Below are 17,631 nucleotides of genomic sequence, written 5' to 3' on the forward strand. Positions count from 1 at the left end.
TTGTTTTTATACTTTGTTGCCCATAGTACTTTTGCGTTCAGCTTTGATTAACTCATTATCTTTCTTCCAAATATAAATCGGACAAGTTATAAAATTAAACAAAATCAAATACCAAGTCCAATTTGATTTGACAGATTTTTCAATATTCTCAAACGACCTCAAACGGACGATTAAAAAAATCAATTGTCCGACCGTTAAAATCTGCAAAGTGAACATTTGAATATAATAGACTTTTATTGACGGAATTAACCAAACAAATTCTTTCGGAAACCAAAATGTAAACATATACATAAAGGAAAGTACCGATGGAATTGTCAGTAAAACTTTAATCAGATTGTTCAGTTCGTTTTTCTTGGTCATTAATGCTTAAATAATGGATTGCGATTATTAATTTGATGTTAGGATTTGATAAATCAAAACTTTCTTTATTAGTATAAATCCATTGTTGTAACAGTGTCGAACTTTCAAAATCGCCAGAAGCAATTAGTCGGTCTGCATATTTTTTTAAAAACTTATTATTTTGCCCAACCGCAAGTAAGAAATCTGCATATTTGCCTTCTACACCTTTTGCGCAAAGTGATTGATAACTTTTATTTGTCTTTAAATTTGTTGTTTTGCAAAAATTCCAAATTTCGTTGAACGTGGTTTTTCCAATTGAATTATAAAGCACTTTCTGCATTTGGAAATCAACAAGCTCAAAAATCGGTTCGTAACCAACATCAATTAAATCCGGAAGAATTGGCTCGAAACAACTTTTGAAATCGGTTTGGTCATTTTCGCAGATTTGGTTCTCAAAAAATTCGGTTATTTTCTTTAAATCCGCAATTTGGTCGGCTGAAAAATTAGCTTTCAATTCGGGTGTTGAGGATTGACTTTTACAGGACAAATTTAAAATCAGAACAAGTAATATTAATATTCTCAATGTTTTTTCAGTATTATGGGCAACGGTCTAGTATAAGAAAAGTAGGGCAGTTGTACGCGTTACTTTTCGGATTAAGCTAAAGCCGAATTTTTAAATTTTGTTATTTATCTTTTCTCCTTTTAAATATACTAAATTTAAAAATTTGGCGACTTGGCAAATACACACAGACCTTTCGGTTAAGCACTTTTTGCCCTATTTTTTTTATACATTGTTGTGGTGCGTTTTTATTCCAGTTTCTTTTTTAAATCATCAAATTTTGATTTCATTGTTGGATTTCCGTAGGTTAACTTTTTTATCGTTAGTCCATCAGCTTTCTTATTTGCAAGTCGTAATTGATTTTCACTTGTTGTTAATTCTTGCTTAACTTTTTGCATTCGTGCAATTGATTTATCAATCTCTGCAATTGCTTTTTCAAAATGACTTGATGCTGATAAGTAATTTTTAGCGAAACCATCTTTAAATTGATTTATCTTGTCTTCAAAATTTGTTATGTCAATACTTTGATTTCTTATTGTGTTTAATTCTTGCTTATACTTTAAAGATGCCATTGCTCCATTCCGCAAAAGAGTAATTATTGGAATAAAGAATTGAGGACGCACCACATACATTTTTGGGAACTTATGAGACACATCTACAATCCCTTTATTATAATACTCACTATCACTTTCCAATAAAGAAACTAAAACTGCATATTCGCAATTCTTTGAATTTCTGTCTTTGTCAAGTTTTGCAAGAAAATCTTCATTTTTCTTTTTGTTAGTTGTTTCATCATTTTCGTTCTTCATTTCGAACATAATTGAAACGATTTCATTTTCTTGGTCATCTGTCTCTTTAAATATGAAGTCCCCTTTAGTTCCAGAACTTGCATCATTATCTTTTTCAAAGTATGAATTTTGAAAAGCTGAAGAACGTAGGTTGTTAAACTCGATTTCACAATGTTGCTCTAAACTTTCTCCCATCATTTTAGTTGAAAGTTTGAGTTTCATATCCTTTACTCGAGCAATTTCATCGTCCTTGTATTTTATTATAGTGTCTTTGTTCTGTAATTCGGTGGTGTACTTTTGCTCTAATGAATTTTTAAGATTTTCTTTTTCTAATTCTTTAGTTTTTATATCATTTTCTAGATTGTCGCGTTGCTTTTCAATTTCTTTAGTTGCTTTCGATACTGCCAATTCTTTTACAGTTTCAAAATTTTCAACTTTGGATTTTAAATCAGACAATTCATTATCTTTTTCGGCTAATTTTTCTATTAATTCACTCTTACTATTTGCTTTTAGCTGTGTTATCTCGTTTTCTTTTCTTGAAAGTTGTTCTTGCAGTGAACTTTTAGTTTTTTCAATAGCAAGTTCAACAGCACTTTGTTTCTGTTGTTCAGCAATTGTAAGTCGCTTGTTTAGTTCTTCTTCAAATTGATTATCACGAACTTGTTTTACAATATCAGCAAACCCAGCTTCATCAACTTTAAATGCTTTGTCACAATTTGGGCAAATAATTTCGTTCATATTTAATATTTTCGTTTAAGTTCGGATTTTTTTTCAAATGCACCACAACGTCTCTGGTTATGATTTCGGAGGGGATTGGCAGCTTAGCGTTGGCGCGTGATTATCTCGCCAAAGGCGAGGTGAAGCGTAGCCTATTTTTGGCTGTGCGTGCGTTTCGGAGCAATGGCAAGCTATGTGTCGAAATCCAGTCAGATTAGTTTTAAAGTTTAAATATAAGATTAATTATTAAGCTATGAATTCAGCCCCGCTGAATTATAACCGTTGTTGCCCACTTTTATTTTATTCGTTTATAAATTTCAAATTCTTTATTATTCCCAAATTCTGCTTTGTTTTTCAAAAGATTTTTAATTTTCAATTTATGAGGTTTGAAATAATAATTCCCATCAGTTCCTTTAAAAATAAGTTTTCTTTTCAAAAGTCTTTTTGTGAATTCAAAACTTTTTTTTGCTTTTTCTTTTTGAATTAATCTATAAATTAGAATTTCATTATTCTTAATTTCCCATTTTCCGTACTCGATATGTTCTTTTGTGAAGTATCTTTCAAATAAATTATCTTTTTTAAAAGTCAAATCAGGATATCCAGTTCCGCTTTCAGTTTCGTATGGACACCAAGGTATTTCTTCATATTTTGATTTTTCAGCATTATTTCTCAAATCAAGTTCTTTTTCAAATCTCCACGTTCCTAATAATAATTCAGACTGACTTTTTTGAGCAATCAAAATTCCAATTTGAAAGGTTAATATGAAAGTTATCAGGATTTTTTTCATAATTGTGGGCAACGGTCATGGCTATGAGTAGTGCGGGCGCAAACACGCACTTTCCTTTCGGTTGAGCACAGAGCCAAAACCTTGTTTTCTGGTTTTTTATCTTATTTATTTTAAAAAGCCAAAACAAGGTTTTGGCGGTCATTGCAAATTAGCAATTTCTCCTCGATTAAGCACCTAATCCCGCATTACTTATAGCCGTTGTTGTGGTGCGTTTTTCTTCACTTTTATTGTCCAATCAGCTATATTCAATTCCATTTTTTCTTGTCTTTCCCATCTTCCCATTTCTTCACATTCAAATTGTAATTTATTCCCGTCCCAACCTTTAAATCAATCATATCCATCTCGAAAGGACTTTTGATAACTTTTAAGTCTTTTAACGAGTTTGTCAGTTTGCATACGTCCGAAAATTCAGATAAAATGAAAGTTCCGTTGGGCGTAACTTCTAAGTTTGCATATTGTGGTTGGTCTTCGGTTTCGATAATATTCAAATTCGATGCGTTTAGCCGGAAAGCATAGTCAGAGGTCAGAACGATAATTTCATCCCGTTGATTTGAAACTTTAACATCTTTTGGATATCCGCGAAATTGTCCGACAATTTGAGTTCCGTATTCATTCGTAAATTTTATCCAAGTCCAAGATTGCGAATTCCACACGCTTTCGATATCATATATTCGCTCTTCAAATTCGCCTGAGTATGGTTGATTTACTATTTCAGCTTTCACTTAATTTTCTATTTCGCAATCTTTTTCTCAAATGCACCACAACGTCTCCGGTTATGATTTCGGTGGGGATGGACAGCGTTGCGTTGGCGTGCGATTAACTCGCCTTTGGCGAGGGGAAGCGCAGCCTATTTTTTGGCTGTGCGTGCGTTTCGGAGCAATGGCAAGCTGTGTGTCGAAATCCAGTCAGATTAGTTTTAAAGTTTAAATATAAGATTAATTATCAAGCTATGAATTCAGCCCCGCTGAATTATAACCGCTGTTAGGCAACGTTTTTATTCTCGTAATGCTTAATTTCATTCAGCTCTTGCTCTTTGTTCTCTTTTTCTTCTTCAATGTCATAGTCATCTTGAATTCCCAACCAAAACTTAGCTGAATTTCCAAAATATTTACTCAATCGTAAAGCAGTATCTGCTGTAATTCTACGATTACCTTTTACAATTTCTGAAATACGGGTTTGTGGAATTTTTAAATCTTTAGAAAGACGGTAAGCCGTAATTTCAAGAGGTTCAAGAAATTCATAACGTAAAATTTCTCCTGGATGTATATTTGCTAACTTTTCCATATTGTTATTTTTAATGATAATCGATTATTTCTACTTCGGATGCGTTTCCTTTGTTCCATTGAAATATTATTCGCCATTGCTTGTTAATTCGAATGCTATAAAATCCGTTTAAATTCCCACTCAATTTTTCAAGTCGGTTTGATGGAGGAATACGTAAATCACCTATATCTTGTGAGTTATTCAACATTCTCAGTTTACGGCGTCCAATATTCTGTATTTCAACCGGCATTTTTTTAACTCGAATAGCATTCCATATTTGTTCAGTTTCTTTCGAGCCAAAGGATACAATCATAGTTTTGATTTACGTTACTAACGTCAAAAGTAAGTAAAAATTTTTAATTGAAGAAAAATTTTAACCAAATGTTGCCTAACGTCTCCGGTTATGATTTCGGTGGGGATGGACAGCTTAGCGTTGGCGCGCGATTAACTCGCCCTTGGCGAGGGGAAGCGCAGCCTGTTTTTTGGCTGTGCGTGCGTTTCGGAGCGATGGCAAGCTGTGTATCGAAATCCAGTCAGATTAGTTTTAATTTTTAAATATAATGTTTTTTACCAAGCCATGAATTCAGCCCCACTGAATTATGAACCGTTGTTAGCCATAGTCTCAGCTAAAATCAGGACTGTAAACATCAATTTTTAGATTTAGCTCATTTTCCAATTCAGCTATTTCTTTGTCAGCTTTTGACTTGCTCCTAAATTCTCTAATCAGAATTTTTTCAGTGTGTTTTTTATTTAACAAGTAAATTCTATAAACAATAAATTTTGTTGTGTTTTGTGCGTTAGTATAACTATAAGTTGTTTGTTTTTGATTAATGGTCAAAAGACTTAAGTATGGATAATATTTAAAATTTTTCCAATCTCCAGTTTTAATTCCGAAATGACTTGTAAATTTTCTAAATCTATTATTAGTAATATCTATATCAATTCCATTATGAGAGAAACCTAGATAAATTCCTAAAATTACAAGTATAATTCCTCCAATTTTCGAATCAAATCTAAACAAAAAAGCAATTCCCAAAATAAAAAAAACAAATCCAACAATCAGTATGAAAATTGTAAATTTTGGAGTTACAAATCTTGTTTTATGTTTTTGCATGGATTATGGCTAACGTCTACGGTTATGATTTCGGTGGGGATGGACAGCTTTGCGTTGGCGTGCGATTAACTCGCCTTTGGCGAGGGGAAGCGCAGCCCGTTTTACGGCTGTGCGTGCGTTTCGGAGCGATGGCAAGCTGTGTATCGAAATCCAGTCAGATTAGTTTTAAAGGTTAAATATAAGATTAATTATCAAGCTATGATTTCAGCCCCACTGAATTATAACCAATGTTGCCAGCAGTTTTTATTTTTTCGGTAAATACAATTTCATATTCTCAATTTCTAGCTCGTCCAAATGTCCCATTTTACTTTCGTCTTTAGTTATTAAGTGTAAATGAATATTTGAGTCGTGATGCGTGAAAACTCCCTTGTGTTCTGTAGAGAAAAATCCAATTATCGTTGCTTCTTCATCTTTCAGTTCGTAATTAGTTTGTCCTTGATGAGCTTCTTTTGGTGATGAAACTTTTGTTCCTTGTGGTAAATTTTGAATATGAATAACTCCTTTTGAAATTTTCCCTATTAATTTGAAGGCAAAAGGTCTTTTAAATTCAGTCGTCTTTTCATCTACTAATCTTTCAAGGTCTTTAATTGACTTAATATTTGAGGCTAATTCTATTTCGTTCCATTCAGTTACGTTAGCATAAACTAAAAAAGGTGCTGAGACATCAAATGTTTTTTCAACTGTCATAGTTGAATCAGATGTGACTTTTGAAACATAACTTTGTCCATTATTGATAAGTAATTCTCCAGTTAGATAGCTTTCTGGTCCAAGTCCATAAAGCCCTTTTTTATTAGTAATAGTATCAAGTTTAATAGTTCCACTTAATTCTCCTTTCCACATAACATTTTTCATTGCACCTACAATATTAATGTCTGGATAGGTTTCATTCGAATTGTTTTTCTTTTGGTCAGAATTGCAACCAAATATTCCGATTGTTAGAATTCCAACTATTACTTTTTTTATCATAGATTTCGGTTTTCTCAAATTGCTGGCAACGTCTCCGGTTATGATTTCGGTGGGGATTGACAGCTTTGCGTTGGCGCGTGATTATCTCGCTTTAGCGAGGGGAAGCGCAGCCCGTTTCACGGATGCGCGTGAGTTTCGGAAGCATGGCAAGCTGTATGTCGAAATCCAGTCAGATTAGTTTTAATGTTTAAATATAATATGATAATTATCAAGCTATGAATTCAGCCCCACTGAATTATAACCGCTGTTGCCTCACGTTTTATTTCAGACTTTTTTTATTGAATAGAACTTAATGTAGAAATCGGAAAATAAAGATGTCATTTTTTCTTTCTCTCTCAACCATTTATTTCGGTACCTTTTGTTCCTTTTATCGTAATCGTGATATAATTCTCCTACTAAATCTGCTTTAAAGATGTCTAAATATCTTCGCCGCCAAGAAGACCAGATACTAAATTCTTCATCTTCTATTTTAGTGTTTTTGAGCAGGTCAATTATTTTATCGGCACTTTGCTTTAATGTATGATGAGATGGAAATTTTAATTTTTCTTCTTCCCAAAGTTCATTTTTAATTTTTTTAAATTCTTCTTGTAATTCCTCAAAAGCTGTTTTCATATTGAATAGTGTTATAGTACAAATATATGAAAAAAACGAATGCAATAGTTTTTACCTATTGTTGTCCGTATGTTTAATTAGCAAAATCGTCAAATTTCAAAAACAGATATTTTTAATTTGTCTGTACAATTAAGAACTTTAGTGTTGTTTTTGCTGAAATGTGTGGCAACGTCCTCGTATATGGCACGTACCGTTCTTCGGCTGAGTGAGATACACGAAATTTATCTAGTTTAAAGATAGATAAATTTTGGTGTATAAAGAGGTATGTGCTATATACGTTGTTAGCTACAGTTTGTTATTTATTAATCTCCTTCGCCTTCTGGAACAATCACAAAAGCCCATTCCACTTCATCAGGAACTCCGTATTTCACTAAAAATTCACCTCCAAGTCCGCTAACTTGTGATTTTTTGTCTTCTATTTCAAGACCATAGGTTTCTCCAAACATGAATTTTACGCCATTGTTTAACTCAAGCGTATCTGTATCGACCATATTGAAAACTTTGAATTCGTTCGCTTGTATTTTAAGTCTTTCTGAAACTTGAATTTCATTTAAAGTTTCATTGAAAATAAACACCTTGTAAGTTTTCCCAGTTTTCTCGTATTTCGCTGGAATTATGGAAACTTCATTTCCCTTTTGGATAAATACATTTCCGTGTTTATCTGTCCACTTTTCCTCTTTTGCCATTTCCATTGGGTCAAATCCGTACATAAATTTATTTAACTGTCCATTCGAGCTTTCCAGTCCTACAATATCCATTAATTGCTCAATATAAACACAAACCATTTCTCGGTCTTCGGTATCTAACTCCAGATAGTTTTCTCTAAATTTTGAAAGTCCAATTCCGATCTGTTCTTGATAATCCTTGTCAGTCGGTTTTTCAGATTCCGCAACGTTTTTAAAGTCATATGCAATTTGGTTGATTTTCTCTGTTAAAATTGGTCTCACTTTTTCATCTGCGAGTCCAGGATAATGATTCGGATATGGTAGTGCAACAAATTTTTTCTTTGCAATGAATTCCGCAAACAGTTCATTAGCATTTTCTGGTGTTTTCATTTCAGTTGCTTTTTGTCCGCAAGCAGATAGGGTTAAAAAAACTATGAAAATTTGGATGTATTTCGTCATTTCGAAAATTGTAGCTAACGTCTTCTGTTATGATTTTGGTACGGATTGGCAGCGTAGCGTTGGCGTGTGATTATCTCGCCAAGGGCGAGGGGAAGCACATTCCGTTTCACGGATGTGCGTGAGTTTCGGAAGTTTCGGCAGCTGCGAATCGAAGACCATTCGGTTTTAGTTTAAGAGCTAAATGTAAACAAAATATTACAAGCTATGATTTCAGCCGTACTAAATTATAACAGTTGTTATATAATGTTTGTATTCCAAATGAACTTTTTTTGCATATCTCTCGGCGTAGTTCCGAATAAAAAGAAAGTTCCGAAGAATTGTATTTCTTTCGGCAAGTAGTAGAGTAGAAGCTTACCAAAGAATATCAGATTACTTTTTCAGGAGTAGCTAAAGAATGCTCCCTATGAAATATTTTATAACGTCTACGGTTATGATTTCGGTGGGGATGGACAGCGTTGCGTTGGCGCGCGATTAACTCGCCTTTAGCGAGGGGAATCGCAGCCTATTTTTTGGCTGTGCGTGCGTTTCGGAGCGATGGCAAGCTGTTTTTCGAAATCCAGTCAGATTAGTTTTAAGGTTTAAATATAAGATTAATTATCAAGCTATGATTTCAGCCCCGCTGAATTATAACCGTTGTTGTAAGCAGTTTTTTTATGGATCATTCTGAAACTCATCATTCACACATTTTAATTCAGTTTCTTGTATTTCTACTAATTTGTTAATATCAAAATCAATTCTCCAAGATTTTAATTGAGTTTTGAAAAAAGCACTATCATTAATTATTGAAAACGCGAAAATTGTTTCATCATCAGAAGGGTTAATTCTCTCGCAATATCCAAAGCCTATTTTCAATTTATTATTGTTTACCAGCTTGACAGTATCTAATAGTTCATATGCAACTTTCCATTCATTTATTCTTATGATCCTTTCTAAAATTAATATATGGATACTATCGTTTTTAATATACTGGAGTCCCTTATTACTGTTTGAATTATTTAAATGGTTTAATAACAAACCTCTCTTTTTCTGAAAATCTTTAAATTTTGGAAAAATCGTTATATCGCGATAGAAAGAGTATTTATTCAAGTTGTCATTTACGAGTGTTATTCCATTATCTTCTTTTAAAAATTTTGTTCGACTTTTAGGAATTAAAATTTCTAAATTTTGAAAATCACCAATCCCTCTTGAAACTTCAGCTATTTTTATTAATTCGCTGTCCTTAAAAAAGATTATCAAGTTAATTCCATCCTCAGACTTAATTAGGTGACGCTCAATTTTTGATAAATCTAATCTCCAAAATTTTTGAATTTTTTCAACATCAGCGTAGGGTCCTAAAATCATCATTTCGTCCCACTCAAAACTATCAAGAATCTTGAAATCAATAATTTCTTTATTGGATGAAAATTTACTTTCTATTTTACCTGAAATTTGATCATCAGATTTCATTTGATTATCAATTTCTTGACAAGAAATGCTTATCAGGAATACGAATAATATGTAGCCGAAATTTTTCTTCAAAATTGCTTACAACGTCTCTGGTTATGATTTCGGTGGGGATTGACAGCTTTGCGGAGGCGCGTGATTATCTCGCCAAAGGCGAGGGGAAGCGCAGCCTGTTTTTTGGCTGTGCGTGCGTTTCGGAAGCGCAATGGCAAGCTGTGTATCGAAATCCAGTCAGATTAGTTTTAAGGTTTAAATATAAGATTAATTATCAAGCTATGATTTCAGGCCCCACTGAATTATAACCAATGTTGGCTCAAGTTTACATTCTATTCATAACTTCAAACTCAGCTTTTACCATATTCAAATATATTTTTTGATTTCTAGGAATTTCAGTGTTTAGATAAAAATAATCCTCAAGACTATGTAGTGCTTTTTCAGCTTCTTGAATTTGTCCGTTCATTAGATAATATTGAATCTGATAAATCTGAGTAAAATAGTTGTCTGGTCCATTATCATCAGATGCCAAAATTTCATCAATCATTGGTTTTATCTGCGAGTCATTATCAGAGTTGTCATCAAAAATATAGTATTTTATGATGTCAGATTTTCTGTCAGATTTAAGTTTGAGTTCTTCAGTTTCTGGTGTAAATAAATCTTTACGATAGATAAGGCGATCATTTTTAAGAAAATACCACCTTGCTAATTGGTCTTTTGGATCAGGCTTCTTTTCAAATTGTCGAGTAGCATTACTAAAATTTGTAAACATTATAAAAATTTTCTCTTTATCCTCAATCTCTTTGATAGAGTAAGTGATTTTTGCAGGTGCTGGTTTTACTTCTTTAAAATTCACTTGAACTTTGTCCTTGTATGTTACTCCGTCATAAACTTCTCGTAAAATTGAAGTCATCTCTTCATAATCGTAATTCTTATACAATTCGGTCATAAAGAAGGAATCTGGACATAAATGATGTATAAAAGAATATTTGTTAATTCCTAATTCGTGTTCTGAAGTTTTATTTTCTCTTGTGATTTTAAATTTATCCTGTGCGTTGATAGTTAAACAGATAAATGCAATTAGTGTGGTTGTTATTATTTTTCTATTCATAAATTCAAATTTGAGCCAACGTCTCCTGTTATGATTTCGGTACGGATTGACAGCTTTAGCGTCTGGAAGCGCAACGGCTTTGTAACTTCTAAAGTTATTCTAGAAGGAAGCATGCGTTTCGGAAGCTTCGGCAAGCTGTCGACCGAAGAACAGTCAGATTTAGTTTAAGAGTTAAATGTAAACAAAAACCTCCAAGCTACGAATTCAGCCGTACTGAATTATAACAGTTGTTGTGCGTTCGTATTTTTTTCAACATAAAACTTTTATTGTTTCATTTCCACTCTAATCAGTCGTATTGTTATAGTGTCACTCAAATTTTCTACAGAGTGAGGTGCTTCTGGTTTTTTATACATTGTCAAAGGGAAAGTAAGTGGTTCCGGTATTTTGCGAGAATCCATAATTACATTTCCTTCTCCATCACGGTCAATAAAATCTCCCCCTTCCATAATATAAAGTACACTCGGCCACTGATGATGATGAACAGCTTCTAATTCGTTTGGGGCAATTGTTACTTCCAAAACTCTTACTTTGTCATTTTCCAACAAAATCTTATGATTTTTCGATGCAGAAACTACAGCATCTTGTTCTTTAGGCCAATCCGCTGGATTTCCTGTTTTGTATAAAAGTTTTTGTTCTTCAGTTATTTGTCCGAGAACTGAAGTAGTTGAAAATACCGTAAGGCAAATCAAAGTAACTAGAAATTTAAAAGTTGATTTCATAATTGGTTATTTTTAGTCTTAATGCTTACTCTAATCGGTTTTCAGCTTTCCCGTTTTTCTTTTTTAGAGTCGTTTGTCATATGACGCACAACGTCTCCGGTTATGATTTCGGTGGGGATTGGCAGCTTTGCGTTGGCGCGTGATTATCTCGCCATTCGGCCTTCGTAGCCGAGCCACTTCGGCGAAGGAGGCAAGGCGAGGGGAAGCGCAGCCCGTTTTACGGCTGTGCGTGCGTTTCGGAGCAATGGCAAGCTGTGTGTCGAAATCCAGTCAGATTAGTTTAATGTTTAAATATAAGATTAATTATCAAGCTATGATTTCAGCCCCGCTGAATTATAACCGTTGTTGTGTGGCGTTTTTTTTACCATAAATATTTTAATTCAATTCTGTCCGTTTTAATGTCCAAAACTCTATACATCGAACCTCTTATTTCAATAAGCGTACTTCCCTCGTCAATATCCAAATTCTTTTTAAAATCCGAGTTGTTTTCTTTGTCAAAAGTCCAGCGATAGATTCCGTTACTTTTTGGTTTGTTTTCAGTTGTTCTTGTTAGAACCAGATTACGATTTTTTAAAACTCCATTTTCCCATCCAGAAACTTCCCAAATTCCATTAAAACCGCTAGCCAAAGAATCAGCTACTATTTCTCGTTTTTTTTCTAATTCAATAAACTTGTGTTTGAATATTTTACTTTCCAAACTATCGTAGTCAATTCCATTCCATTCACAGTTCCCAACGATTTTAATTTCTATTCCATTTGTTTTGATGTCATAATAGTCAATGGATGATGAATTGAATGAACAAGTGTCTTTTATTGTTTTTGCTTTTTCAATAAATTCAGTTATTAATTTTAAGTCAGATTTTCCGATTTCAGTTGTCCAAGTTGAGTCAGTTCCAGAACCATAATAATAAAAAGGACTTTTTTTAATTGCTTTTATTTTTTCTCCGCTTTTAAAAATGTCCATTGAGTAAAATTCAATTCTTTCATCTCCAGTTCTAAATCGAATTTCAATGTCCGAAAAGTCATTATATTCCGCTTTGTCAATCTTGTCAGAATTGCAAGAAGTCAAAATTAGAAGTAAGATTATTAAATGTTTTCTCATTGTTTCTTAAATGACACACAACGTCTCTGGTTATGATTTCGGTGGGGATTGACAGCTTTGCCTTGGCGAGTGATAAACTCGCGTTAGCGAGGGGAAGCGCAGCCTATTTTTTGGCTGTGCGTGCGTTTCGGAGCGATGGCAAGCTGTGTGTCGAAATCAAGTCAGATTAGTTTTAAAGTTTAAATATAAAGATTAATTACCAAGTTATGATTTCAGCCCCACTGAATTATATCGTTGTTAGCTGTAGTATTTTTTTTCCACTTCATTTTTTAATTCTGATAATGCTTTAATTACAACTTTTCCAATAGCTCTTGTTTGGAATATAATTGAATTAATATTTCCTAGAAATAAATCGTTTAATTCGGCAAGATTGGTCTCACTTTCTGTATTTGGTTCTGCGTGATGTGTTCCGCCAAGATTGTAGAGTGCAAAGTTTAAGATATCTTTTACTGTATAAATTGTATCATTGTGATAAATTAATAATGCTTTAAAAAACTGATCTTTTTTAGTTTTAACACTCTTTGCATTCGGTATTCCGTCTGGAGGATAGAAGCCGTCAGCGACTATGTATGTAGTTGGCTTAGGTATTAAACTAGGGCTAGATTCAGAACGCATTTTAGTATCTCGATATTCAAATTCAATTTTTAATTTAAATTCTCTATTAATTTTATCTACAAGAGGACCAGTCGTATCAAATAATAATGATCTAATAATTTCGGATGATTTTAAAATTTGATAAGGTTTATCAGAATGTATTTTTAGTTCTAAGTCATTTAAAGTTTCAATAAATAATTCGTGTTTTTCCATATTACAGCTAACGTCTCTGGTTATGATTTCGGTGGGGATTGACAGCTTAGCGTTGGCGTGTGATTATCTCGCGTTAGCGAGGGGAAGCGCAGCCTATTTTTTGGCTGTGCGTGCGTTTCGGAGCAATGGCAAGCTGTTTGTCGAAATCCAGTCAGATAAGTTTTTAAGTTTAAATATAAGATTAATTCTCAAGTCATGAATTCAGCCCCACTGGATTATAACCGTTGTTAGCCACAGTATTTTATCAGTAATCTTTTCTCGAATAAAAATCTTTTTCCTTGATTTCAATTCTGTTCTCATTAAACCAATTGGCAAAATCAGAAAAATTCTGCTCTTTATTAGCATACCATTCTTGATAATCAGTTGGACTGCCTTGTGATAAAATCCAATAAGTGTACGTTTCTAAAAATCCGTTTTCCTCAATTTTAAGTTGGTGGTCAAGCAATTTATTTGGATAATCTTTGTGAAACTTTTTCTCATTAAACCAAAAATCTAAAAAGTTTTTTCGAGCGTTATAAATTGTTGAAAGGTTTATGTTATTTTGAAAATCGATAGCGGAAAAAGCAAAGGCTGTTGCAAAAGTTCCCTCAAATGGTAAACCGCTACCTTTTTTCAATTTTCGCATATCTTTCTTATCTTCAATTACAATTTGAAATCCTTTTTCGGTAAGATGAAATTCGCCAGTTGTATCAGATTGGACTTCATAACTTTCTTGATAATTTTCAAAAAGTAATTTGCTTATCTCTTCAGTCCTTTGAGTGTTTGGCTCCAATAATATAAACATCTCGCCATAAAGTAAAGTCCAAATTCGTTCCTCCGTTAATGAAAATACTTTTGATAGCCTGTAATAATTTGATGAATAATTTGGATTAACTTTTATACCATCTTCCCAAAAATCAATCGCCTCATTATATTCTTTATTATGAAATTTTATACTACCACTTTCTAAATGGAACTTTCCTGAATTAGGGAATTTCACCATTCCTCTCTTGTAAGTTGACAAGGCTACTTCTGGATTTCCAGTTAAATCATACGCATTTCCGAGTAATTGATAAATATTATCGGTAACGTCCTTGTGTTCAGTTATAGTGTTTAAAATCTTAATCGATTTTGCATAGTCTTTTTTCTTGTAATAAGCGTAGGCAATTTCGTATGGATAATCTATTCGTTCTACATCTAACTTTTGGGCTTGTTCTAACAAATCAATTGATTTGTCTAATTCACCTTCATCCATTAGTTTAATTGCATTACGTCCTAAATCAAGAGCTTTTTCTTTGTCAGTTTGGGCAAACGTAAAGTTGGAAATTGAAAATATTAATGCAATAAAGAATATTTGTGTTTTCATCATATTTTTTTCAATATTGTGGCTAACGTCTCCGGTTATGATTTCGGTGGGGATGGACAGCTTTGCGTTGGCGTGCGATTAACTCGCCTTTGGCGAGGGGAAGCGCAGCCTATTTTTTGGCTGTGCGTGCGTTTCGGAGCGGTGGCAAGCTGTGTATCGAAATCCAGTCAGATTAGTTTTAAGGTTTAAATATAAGATTAATTGTCAAGTTATGATTTCAGCCCCACTTAATTATAACCGATGTTGGCTACAGTATATTAGTTCAGATTTTTTTTGTCAACTCAGATATTAATTCAGATAGTTTTTCCCCAAAAGATTTAGTCCAAATATCAATCAGATTTATTTTACCATTTTCTGAATTAATTATTATCCTAATTCCAGCATTAAGTTTGTCAAACTTTCTCCGTTTCGTTTCTATTCCCTTAATAGAATTATAAGAAAAAGTTAAACTATCTTTCTTTAATATGTTTTTCCTAAAATAATCAATTGGTGTAATTGTGAGTAATCCATTTTCGGAGTCAATCCGAATGTTATTGTTTAGTTTAATTCGGTTAATTCTTTCATTTAAAGTAAAAATCACCCATATTAAAGCTATTCCAATTAGGAATAATTGCATTGAAAAAGGAAAAGGAATTTTAATAAGAAGAAAACAAACAATTAGCGGTATTATAATGACTAAAAACAAATCTCCGATTATATTCAACTTATTAATCTTTCTCGGACATATAGATAATACATTTTCGTCAAAGAATATTTCTGGATCTCTAAAATTATTCCTTTCTTCTTTATAATAGTTTATAAATTTTTCTTGTTCTACGGTCATTTATATTGTTGCCAACGTCTCTGGTTATGATTTCGGTGGGGATTGACAGCTTTGCGTTGGCGCGTGATTATCTCGAGTTAGCGAGGGGAAGCGCAGCCTATTTTTTGGCTGTGCGTGCGTTTCGGAAGCGCAATGGCAAGCTGTTGTTCGAAATCCAGTCAGATTAGTTTTTTTGTTTAAATATAAGATTAATTATCAAGCTATGATTTCAGCCCCACTGAATTATAACCTGTGTTAGCTAACGTTTTTTAATCAGTTTTATATTTTCTTCAGTTATCGTTAAGTAACTAAACTTTTTATTTTCCTTTTCTATAGTTCTGTCGATAATCATTATACTGTCGGTCAGCTTTTTAATTTTCCATAGTTTCTCAACCTTGTCCAAATCACTTTGTAATTCCAGAGTTAAGAATTCTGTTGAATTACTGATGTCAATTCCAGATTTGGATACTTGATAAAAATATGATGCAGAAATAGTATCGCCTTTAATTTCATAAAAAGGCGGATATTGAAAATCACTTTCAGATATTCCTGGTGGCGCAGGTGGCGGTGGCGGTTTTACTATACTGTCATTAAAGAACAAATCATAATTTTTCTCCTCAATCCAAATTCCATTCAGTAACTCTTTATTCCATTGAATTTTACTTTTCTCAAGGGTTATTTCATAGTCCTTTTCGGAAATCAAAAGCCCTTTGAGAGTATTCTTGTCAATCTGCTTGATTGCAATTACTCTTCTGTCAAAAACCAATAAGTCGTTATTTTCAAAAGATGCAATTCTCCAAGGTAAATTCTTGTCGCTATATTCAAAAACAGTATAGGTTGAGTCCTTAAAATCGATAGTCAAAGTGTCCTTTTCTCCGATTGAGGTCATAACAAAGGTATTCCCTCGTAAAGTATTCGAAATGTCAATCCGTTCAACGTTTTTTTGACAACTAAACAGCGTTAAAATCAGAAGTAAAAATATTGTCGGTTTGTTCATTCTCAAATGTTAGCTAACGTGTTTGTGTATGGTTAGTTGCGTGTTTCAGCAACTAATTTAGTAAACAAAAACGAACGCGAGAAAATTCCGAAGGAATTTTCCAAATAGGCAACGACCAAAGCAATTAATTATACACGTTGTTGTAGGTAGTTTTTATCCTTTATTTTCATATAAATACCATTCCGTCAATGTCAGATTAGATATCAATAATTTTTTTCCGATGTATAATTGTACAATTCCGCTTTTCTTTCCTTTTTCCGTAATAATATTCCAGTTCAGATTTGAATCAAATTCCAGAAAGTCGTGTTCATTAAATCGGTTTTCGCTGTTGCTTTTCCACCATCCGTTTCGAATTGAGTCGTTAGAAATAAAAATGATGATTTGATTAATCACAACGATTAAAACCAAAACCTTTAAATATTTAAATAATTTTTTCATTCAGATTTTGGTAATTCAATTCCAATTATTTCTGCCTCTCCAATTTTATTTGGTCCTTCGTGAATCCACCATTTTCTTCCGATATCCATATATTCATCAATCGGTTGTCTCGATAAAAATCGGACTAAAACTTCTTTAGTTTCTCCAGGCATAATCCATTCATTCTGGTCAAATTGAATATCTCCCATATATGCATATTTGAATTGTCCATTTGTTTGGTATTCAAAAACGTGGTTTGGTCTGTATCCACTTTTTATCCCAGTTTTTCTTCCGCCATTTTCTGTCGAAATGATTTTTAATTTTGCTTTAACGTGAATCAATTCAGGCGTTTCGTCAAGGTCAAAATCAGTAATGCTATAATCAGTATATTTTCCGAAAGCGTGAGTGTCAAAAACTTTTCCATAGCCTAAATTCAGCCATCTTTTGTAAATCAATTTTCCATTGAAATACAAGTAAAGTTCATTGTCGTTTTTTATTTCCTTTCGTATTATCACAGTTTGTTTAAATTACCTACAACGGTCTTGTGTATGAAACGTAGCGTATAAATAAACGCTAATTTTTCGGATATAGCACGAGCCGAATTTTTTATTTTTTTGTTTAATTT

21 protein-coding genes are annotated in these 17,631 nt (G+C 33.1%); 1 reads left to right on the forward strand and 20 read right to left on the reverse strand.

Annotated elements, in window-relative coordinates; genetic code table 11:
* Positions 1 to 325 precede the first annotated feature (325 nt).
* The 12 genes from ACFQO1_RS05190 to ACFQO1_RS05245 form a co-directional block, all read right to left on the reverse strand.
* Entirely contained in the window at positions 326 to 922 is a 597-nt protein-coding gene (locus tag ACFQO1_RS05190; RefSeq protein WP_380216921.1) for a Tim44 domain-containing protein, read from the reverse strand.
* Between the two features lie 224 nt (positions 923 to 1,146).
* Positions 1,147 to 2,424 (reverse strand): DUF2130 domain-containing protein, encoded by a 1,278-nt coding sequence (locus ACFQO1_RS05195; RefSeq protein ID WP_380216922.1) that lies wholly within the window; start codon positions 2,422 to 2,424, stop codon positions 1,147 to 1,149.
* A 274-nt stretch (positions 2,425 to 2,698) separates the two neighbouring features.
* Positions 2,699 to 3,190 carry a lipocalin family protein gene (locus ACFQO1_RS05200; protein WP_380216923.1) on the reverse strand — a complete coding sequence of 164 codons (492 nt, stop codon included), beginning with the start codon at positions 3,188 to 3,190 and terminating at the stop codon, positions 2,699 to 2,701.
* A gap of 245 nt (positions 3,191 to 3,435) precedes the next feature.
* Entirely contained in the window at positions 3,436 to 3,912 is a 477-nt protein-coding gene (locus tag ACFQO1_RS05205; protein ID WP_380216924.1) for a hypothetical protein, read from the reverse strand.
* Between the two features lie 259 nt (positions 3,913 to 4,171).
* On the reverse strand, positions 4,172 to 4,474 hold the full coding sequence (locus ACFQO1_RS05210; RefSeq protein WP_380216925.1) for a HigA family addiction module antitoxin: 303 nt from the start codon (positions 4,472 to 4,474) through the stop codon (positions 4,172 to 4,174).
* Positions 4,475 to 4,484: 10 nt separating this feature from the next.
* Positions 4,485 to 4,766, reverse strand: a complete 282-nt coding sequence (locus ACFQO1_RS05215) for a type II toxin-antitoxin system RelE/ParE family toxin (RefSeq protein WP_380216926.1) — start codon at positions 4,764 to 4,766, stop codon at positions 4,485 to 4,487.
* A 309-nt stretch (positions 4,767 to 5,075) separates the two neighbouring features.
* Positions 5,076 to 5,567, reverse strand: coding sequence for a hypothetical protein (locus ACFQO1_RS05220; RefSeq protein WP_380216927.1), 492 nt, complete (start codon positions 5,565 to 5,567; stop codon positions 5,076 to 5,078).
* Between the two features lie 243 nt (positions 5,568 to 5,810).
* Positions 5,811 to 6,533 (reverse strand): acetolactate decarboxylase, encoded by a 723-nt coding sequence (locus ACFQO1_RS05225; protein ID WP_380216928.1) that lies wholly within the window; start codon positions 6,531 to 6,533, stop codon positions 5,811 to 5,813.
* Positions 6,534 to 6,797: 264 nt separating this feature from the next.
* Positions 6,798 to 7,145: a hypothetical protein gene (locus ACFQO1_RS05230; RefSeq protein ID WP_380216929.1), complete on the reverse strand. Its 348-nt coding sequence runs from the start codon at positions 7,143 to 7,145 to the stop codon at positions 6,798 to 6,800.
* 302 nt (positions 7,146 to 7,447) lie between these two features.
* The gene (locus ACFQO1_RS05235) at positions 7,448 to 8,200 is read right to left on the reverse strand and encodes a DUF4844 domain-containing protein (RefSeq protein ID WP_380216930.1); all 753 of its coding nucleotides are present in this window, start codon (positions 8,198 to 8,200) and stop codon (positions 7,448 to 7,450) included.
* 720 nt (positions 8,201 to 8,920) lie between these two features.
* Positions 8,921 to 9,715, reverse strand: a complete 795-nt coding sequence (locus ACFQO1_RS05240) for a hypothetical protein (RefSeq protein ID WP_380216931.1) — start codon at positions 9,713 to 9,715, stop codon at positions 8,921 to 8,923.
* Positions 9,716 to 10,031: 316 nt separating this feature from the next.
* Positions 10,032 to 10,817, reverse strand: coding sequence for a hypothetical protein (locus ACFQO1_RS05245; protein WP_380216932.1), 786 nt, complete (start codon positions 10,815 to 10,817; stop codon positions 10,032 to 10,034).
* A 30-nt stretch (positions 10,818 to 10,847) separates the two neighbouring features.
* Between ACFQO1_RS05245 and ACFQO1_RS05250 the strand changes: the two genes are divergently transcribed.
* Positions 10,848 to 10,985 carry a hypothetical protein gene (locus ACFQO1_RS05250; protein ID WP_380216933.1) on the forward strand — a complete coding sequence of 46 codons (138 nt, stop codon included), beginning with the start codon at positions 10,848 to 10,850 and terminating at the stop codon, positions 10,983 to 10,985.
* A 95-nt stretch (positions 10,986 to 11,080) separates the two neighbouring features.
* Here the strand turns inward: ACFQO1_RS05250 and ACFQO1_RS05255 are convergent, their stop codons facing one another.
* The 8 genes from ACFQO1_RS05255 to ACFQO1_RS05290 form a co-directional block, all read right to left on the reverse strand.
* On the reverse strand, positions 11,081 to 11,536 hold the full coding sequence (locus tag ACFQO1_RS05255) for a cupin domain-containing protein (RefSeq protein WP_380216934.1): 456 nt from the start codon (positions 11,534 to 11,536) through the stop codon (positions 11,081 to 11,083).
* Between the two features lie 361 nt (positions 11,537 to 11,897).
* Positions 11,898 to 12,638, reverse strand: a complete 741-nt coding sequence (locus ACFQO1_RS05260; protein WP_380216935.1) for a hypothetical protein — start codon at positions 12,636 to 12,638, stop codon at positions 11,898 to 11,900.
* 237 nt (positions 12,639 to 12,875) lie between these two features.
* Positions 12,876 to 13,445: a hypothetical protein gene (locus ACFQO1_RS05265; RefSeq protein WP_380216936.1), complete on the reverse strand. Its 570-nt coding sequence runs from the start codon at positions 13,443 to 13,445 to the stop codon at positions 12,876 to 12,878.
* Between the two features lie 244 nt (positions 13,446 to 13,689).
* Positions 13,690 to 14,793 carry a tetratricopeptide repeat protein gene (locus ACFQO1_RS05270; protein ID WP_380216937.1) on the reverse strand — a complete coding sequence of 368 codons (1,104 nt, stop codon included), beginning with the start codon at positions 14,791 to 14,793 and terminating at the stop codon, positions 13,690 to 13,692.
* 259 nt (positions 14,794 to 15,052) lie between these two features.
* Complete coding sequence (locus ACFQO1_RS05275) at positions 15,053 to 15,613, reverse strand: hypothetical protein (protein WP_380216938.1); 561 nt, start codon at positions 15,611 to 15,613, stop codon at positions 15,053 to 15,055.
* 238 nt (positions 15,614 to 15,851) lie between these two features.
* Positions 15,852 to 16,589 carry a hypothetical protein gene (locus ACFQO1_RS05280; protein ID WP_380216939.1) on the reverse strand — a complete coding sequence of 246 codons (738 nt, stop codon included), beginning with the start codon at positions 16,587 to 16,589 and terminating at the stop codon, positions 15,852 to 15,854.
* A 153-nt stretch (positions 16,590 to 16,742) separates the two neighbouring features.
* Complete coding sequence (locus tag ACFQO1_RS05285) at positions 16,743 to 17,027, reverse strand: hypothetical protein (RefSeq protein ID WP_380216940.1); 285 nt, start codon at positions 17,025 to 17,027, stop codon at positions 16,743 to 16,745.
* Positions 17,024 to 17,521 (reverse strand): hypothetical protein, encoded by a 498-nt coding sequence (locus tag ACFQO1_RS05290; RefSeq protein ID WP_380216941.1) that lies wholly within the window; start codon positions 17,519 to 17,521, stop codon positions 17,024 to 17,026. Before ACFQO1_RS05290 ends, ACFQO1_RS05285 begins: the two co-directional genes overlap by 4 nt.
* Positions 17,522 to 17,631 lie beyond the last annotated feature (110 nt).

It is taken from the genome of Jejudonia soesokkakensis, assembly GCF_042664795.1.
GTDB lineage: Bacteria > Bacteroidota > Bacteroidia > Flavobacteriales > Flavobacteriaceae > Jejudonia > Jejudonia soesokkakensis.

Excerpts from the sequence above, each read along its gene's own strand:
- ACFQO1_RS05195 (WP_380216922.1), bottom strand. The coding sequence starts at position 2,424 with ATGAACGAAATTATTTGCCCAAATTGTGACAAAGCATTTAAAGTTGAT.
- ACFQO1_RS05200 (WP_380216923.1), bottom strand. The coding sequence starts at position 3,190 with ATGAAAAAAATCCTGATAACTTTCATATTAACCTTTCAAATTGGAATT.
- ACFQO1_RS05210 (WP_380216925.1), bottom strand. The coding sequence starts at position 4,474 with ATGGAAAAGTTAGCAAATATACATCCAGGAGAAATTTTACGTTATGAA.
- ACFQO1_RS05215 (WP_380216926.1), bottom strand. The coding sequence starts at position 4,766 with ATGATTGTATCCTTTGGCTCGAAAGAAACTGAACAAATATGGAATGCT.
- ACFQO1_RS05220 (WP_380216927.1), bottom strand. The coding sequence starts at position 5,567 with ATGCAAAAACATAAAACAAGATTTGTAACTCCAAAATTTACAATTTTC.
- ACFQO1_RS05225 (WP_380216928.1), bottom strand. The coding sequence starts at position 6,533 with ATGATAAAAAAAGTAATAGTTGGAATTCTAACAATCGGAATATTTGGT.
- ACFQO1_RS05230 (WP_380216929.1), bottom strand. The coding sequence starts at position 7,145 with ATGAAAACAGCTTTTGAGGAATTACAAGAAGAATTTAAAAAAATTAAA.
- ACFQO1_RS05235 (WP_380216930.1), bottom strand. The coding sequence starts at position 8,200 with ATGAAAACACCAGAAAATGCTAATGAACTGTTTGCGGAATTCATTGCA.
- ACFQO1_RS05240 (WP_380216931.1), bottom strand. The coding sequence starts at position 9,715 with ATGAAATCTGATGATCAAATTTCAGGTAAAATAGAAAGTAAATTTTCA.
- ACFQO1_RS05245 (WP_380216932.1), bottom strand. The coding sequence starts at position 10,817 with ATGAATAGAAAAATAATAACAACCACACTAATTGCATTTATCTGTTTA.
- ACFQO1_RS05250 (WP_380216933.1), top strand. The coding sequence starts at position 10,848 with ATGATTTCGGTACGGATTGACAGCTTTAGCGTCTGGAAGCGCAACGGC.
- ACFQO1_RS05255 (WP_380216934.1), bottom strand. The coding sequence starts at position 11,536 with ATGAAATCAACTTTTAAATTTCTAGTTACTTTGATTTGCCTTACGGTA.
- ACFQO1_RS05260 (WP_380216935.1), bottom strand. The coding sequence starts at position 12,638 with ATGAGAAAACATTTAATAATCTTACTTCTAATTTTGACTTCTTGCAAT.
- ACFQO1_RS05265 (WP_380216936.1), bottom strand. The coding sequence starts at position 13,445 with ATGGAAAAACACGAATTATTTATTGAAACTTTAAATGACTTAGAACTA.
- ACFQO1_RS05270 (WP_380216937.1), bottom strand. The coding sequence starts at position 14,793 with ATGATGAAAACACAAATATTCTTTATTGCATTAATATTTTCAATTTCC.
- ACFQO1_RS05275 (WP_380216938.1), bottom strand. The coding sequence starts at position 15,613 with ATGACCGTAGAACAAGAAAAATTTATAAACTATTATAAAGAAGAAAGG.
- ACFQO1_RS05280 (WP_380216939.1), bottom strand. The coding sequence starts at position 16,589 with ATGAACAAACCGACAATATTTTTACTTCTGATTTTAACGCTGTTTAGT.
- ACFQO1_RS05285 (WP_380216940.1), bottom strand. The coding sequence starts at position 17,027 with ATGAAAAAATTATTTAAATATTTAAAGGTTTTGGTTTTAATCGTTGTG.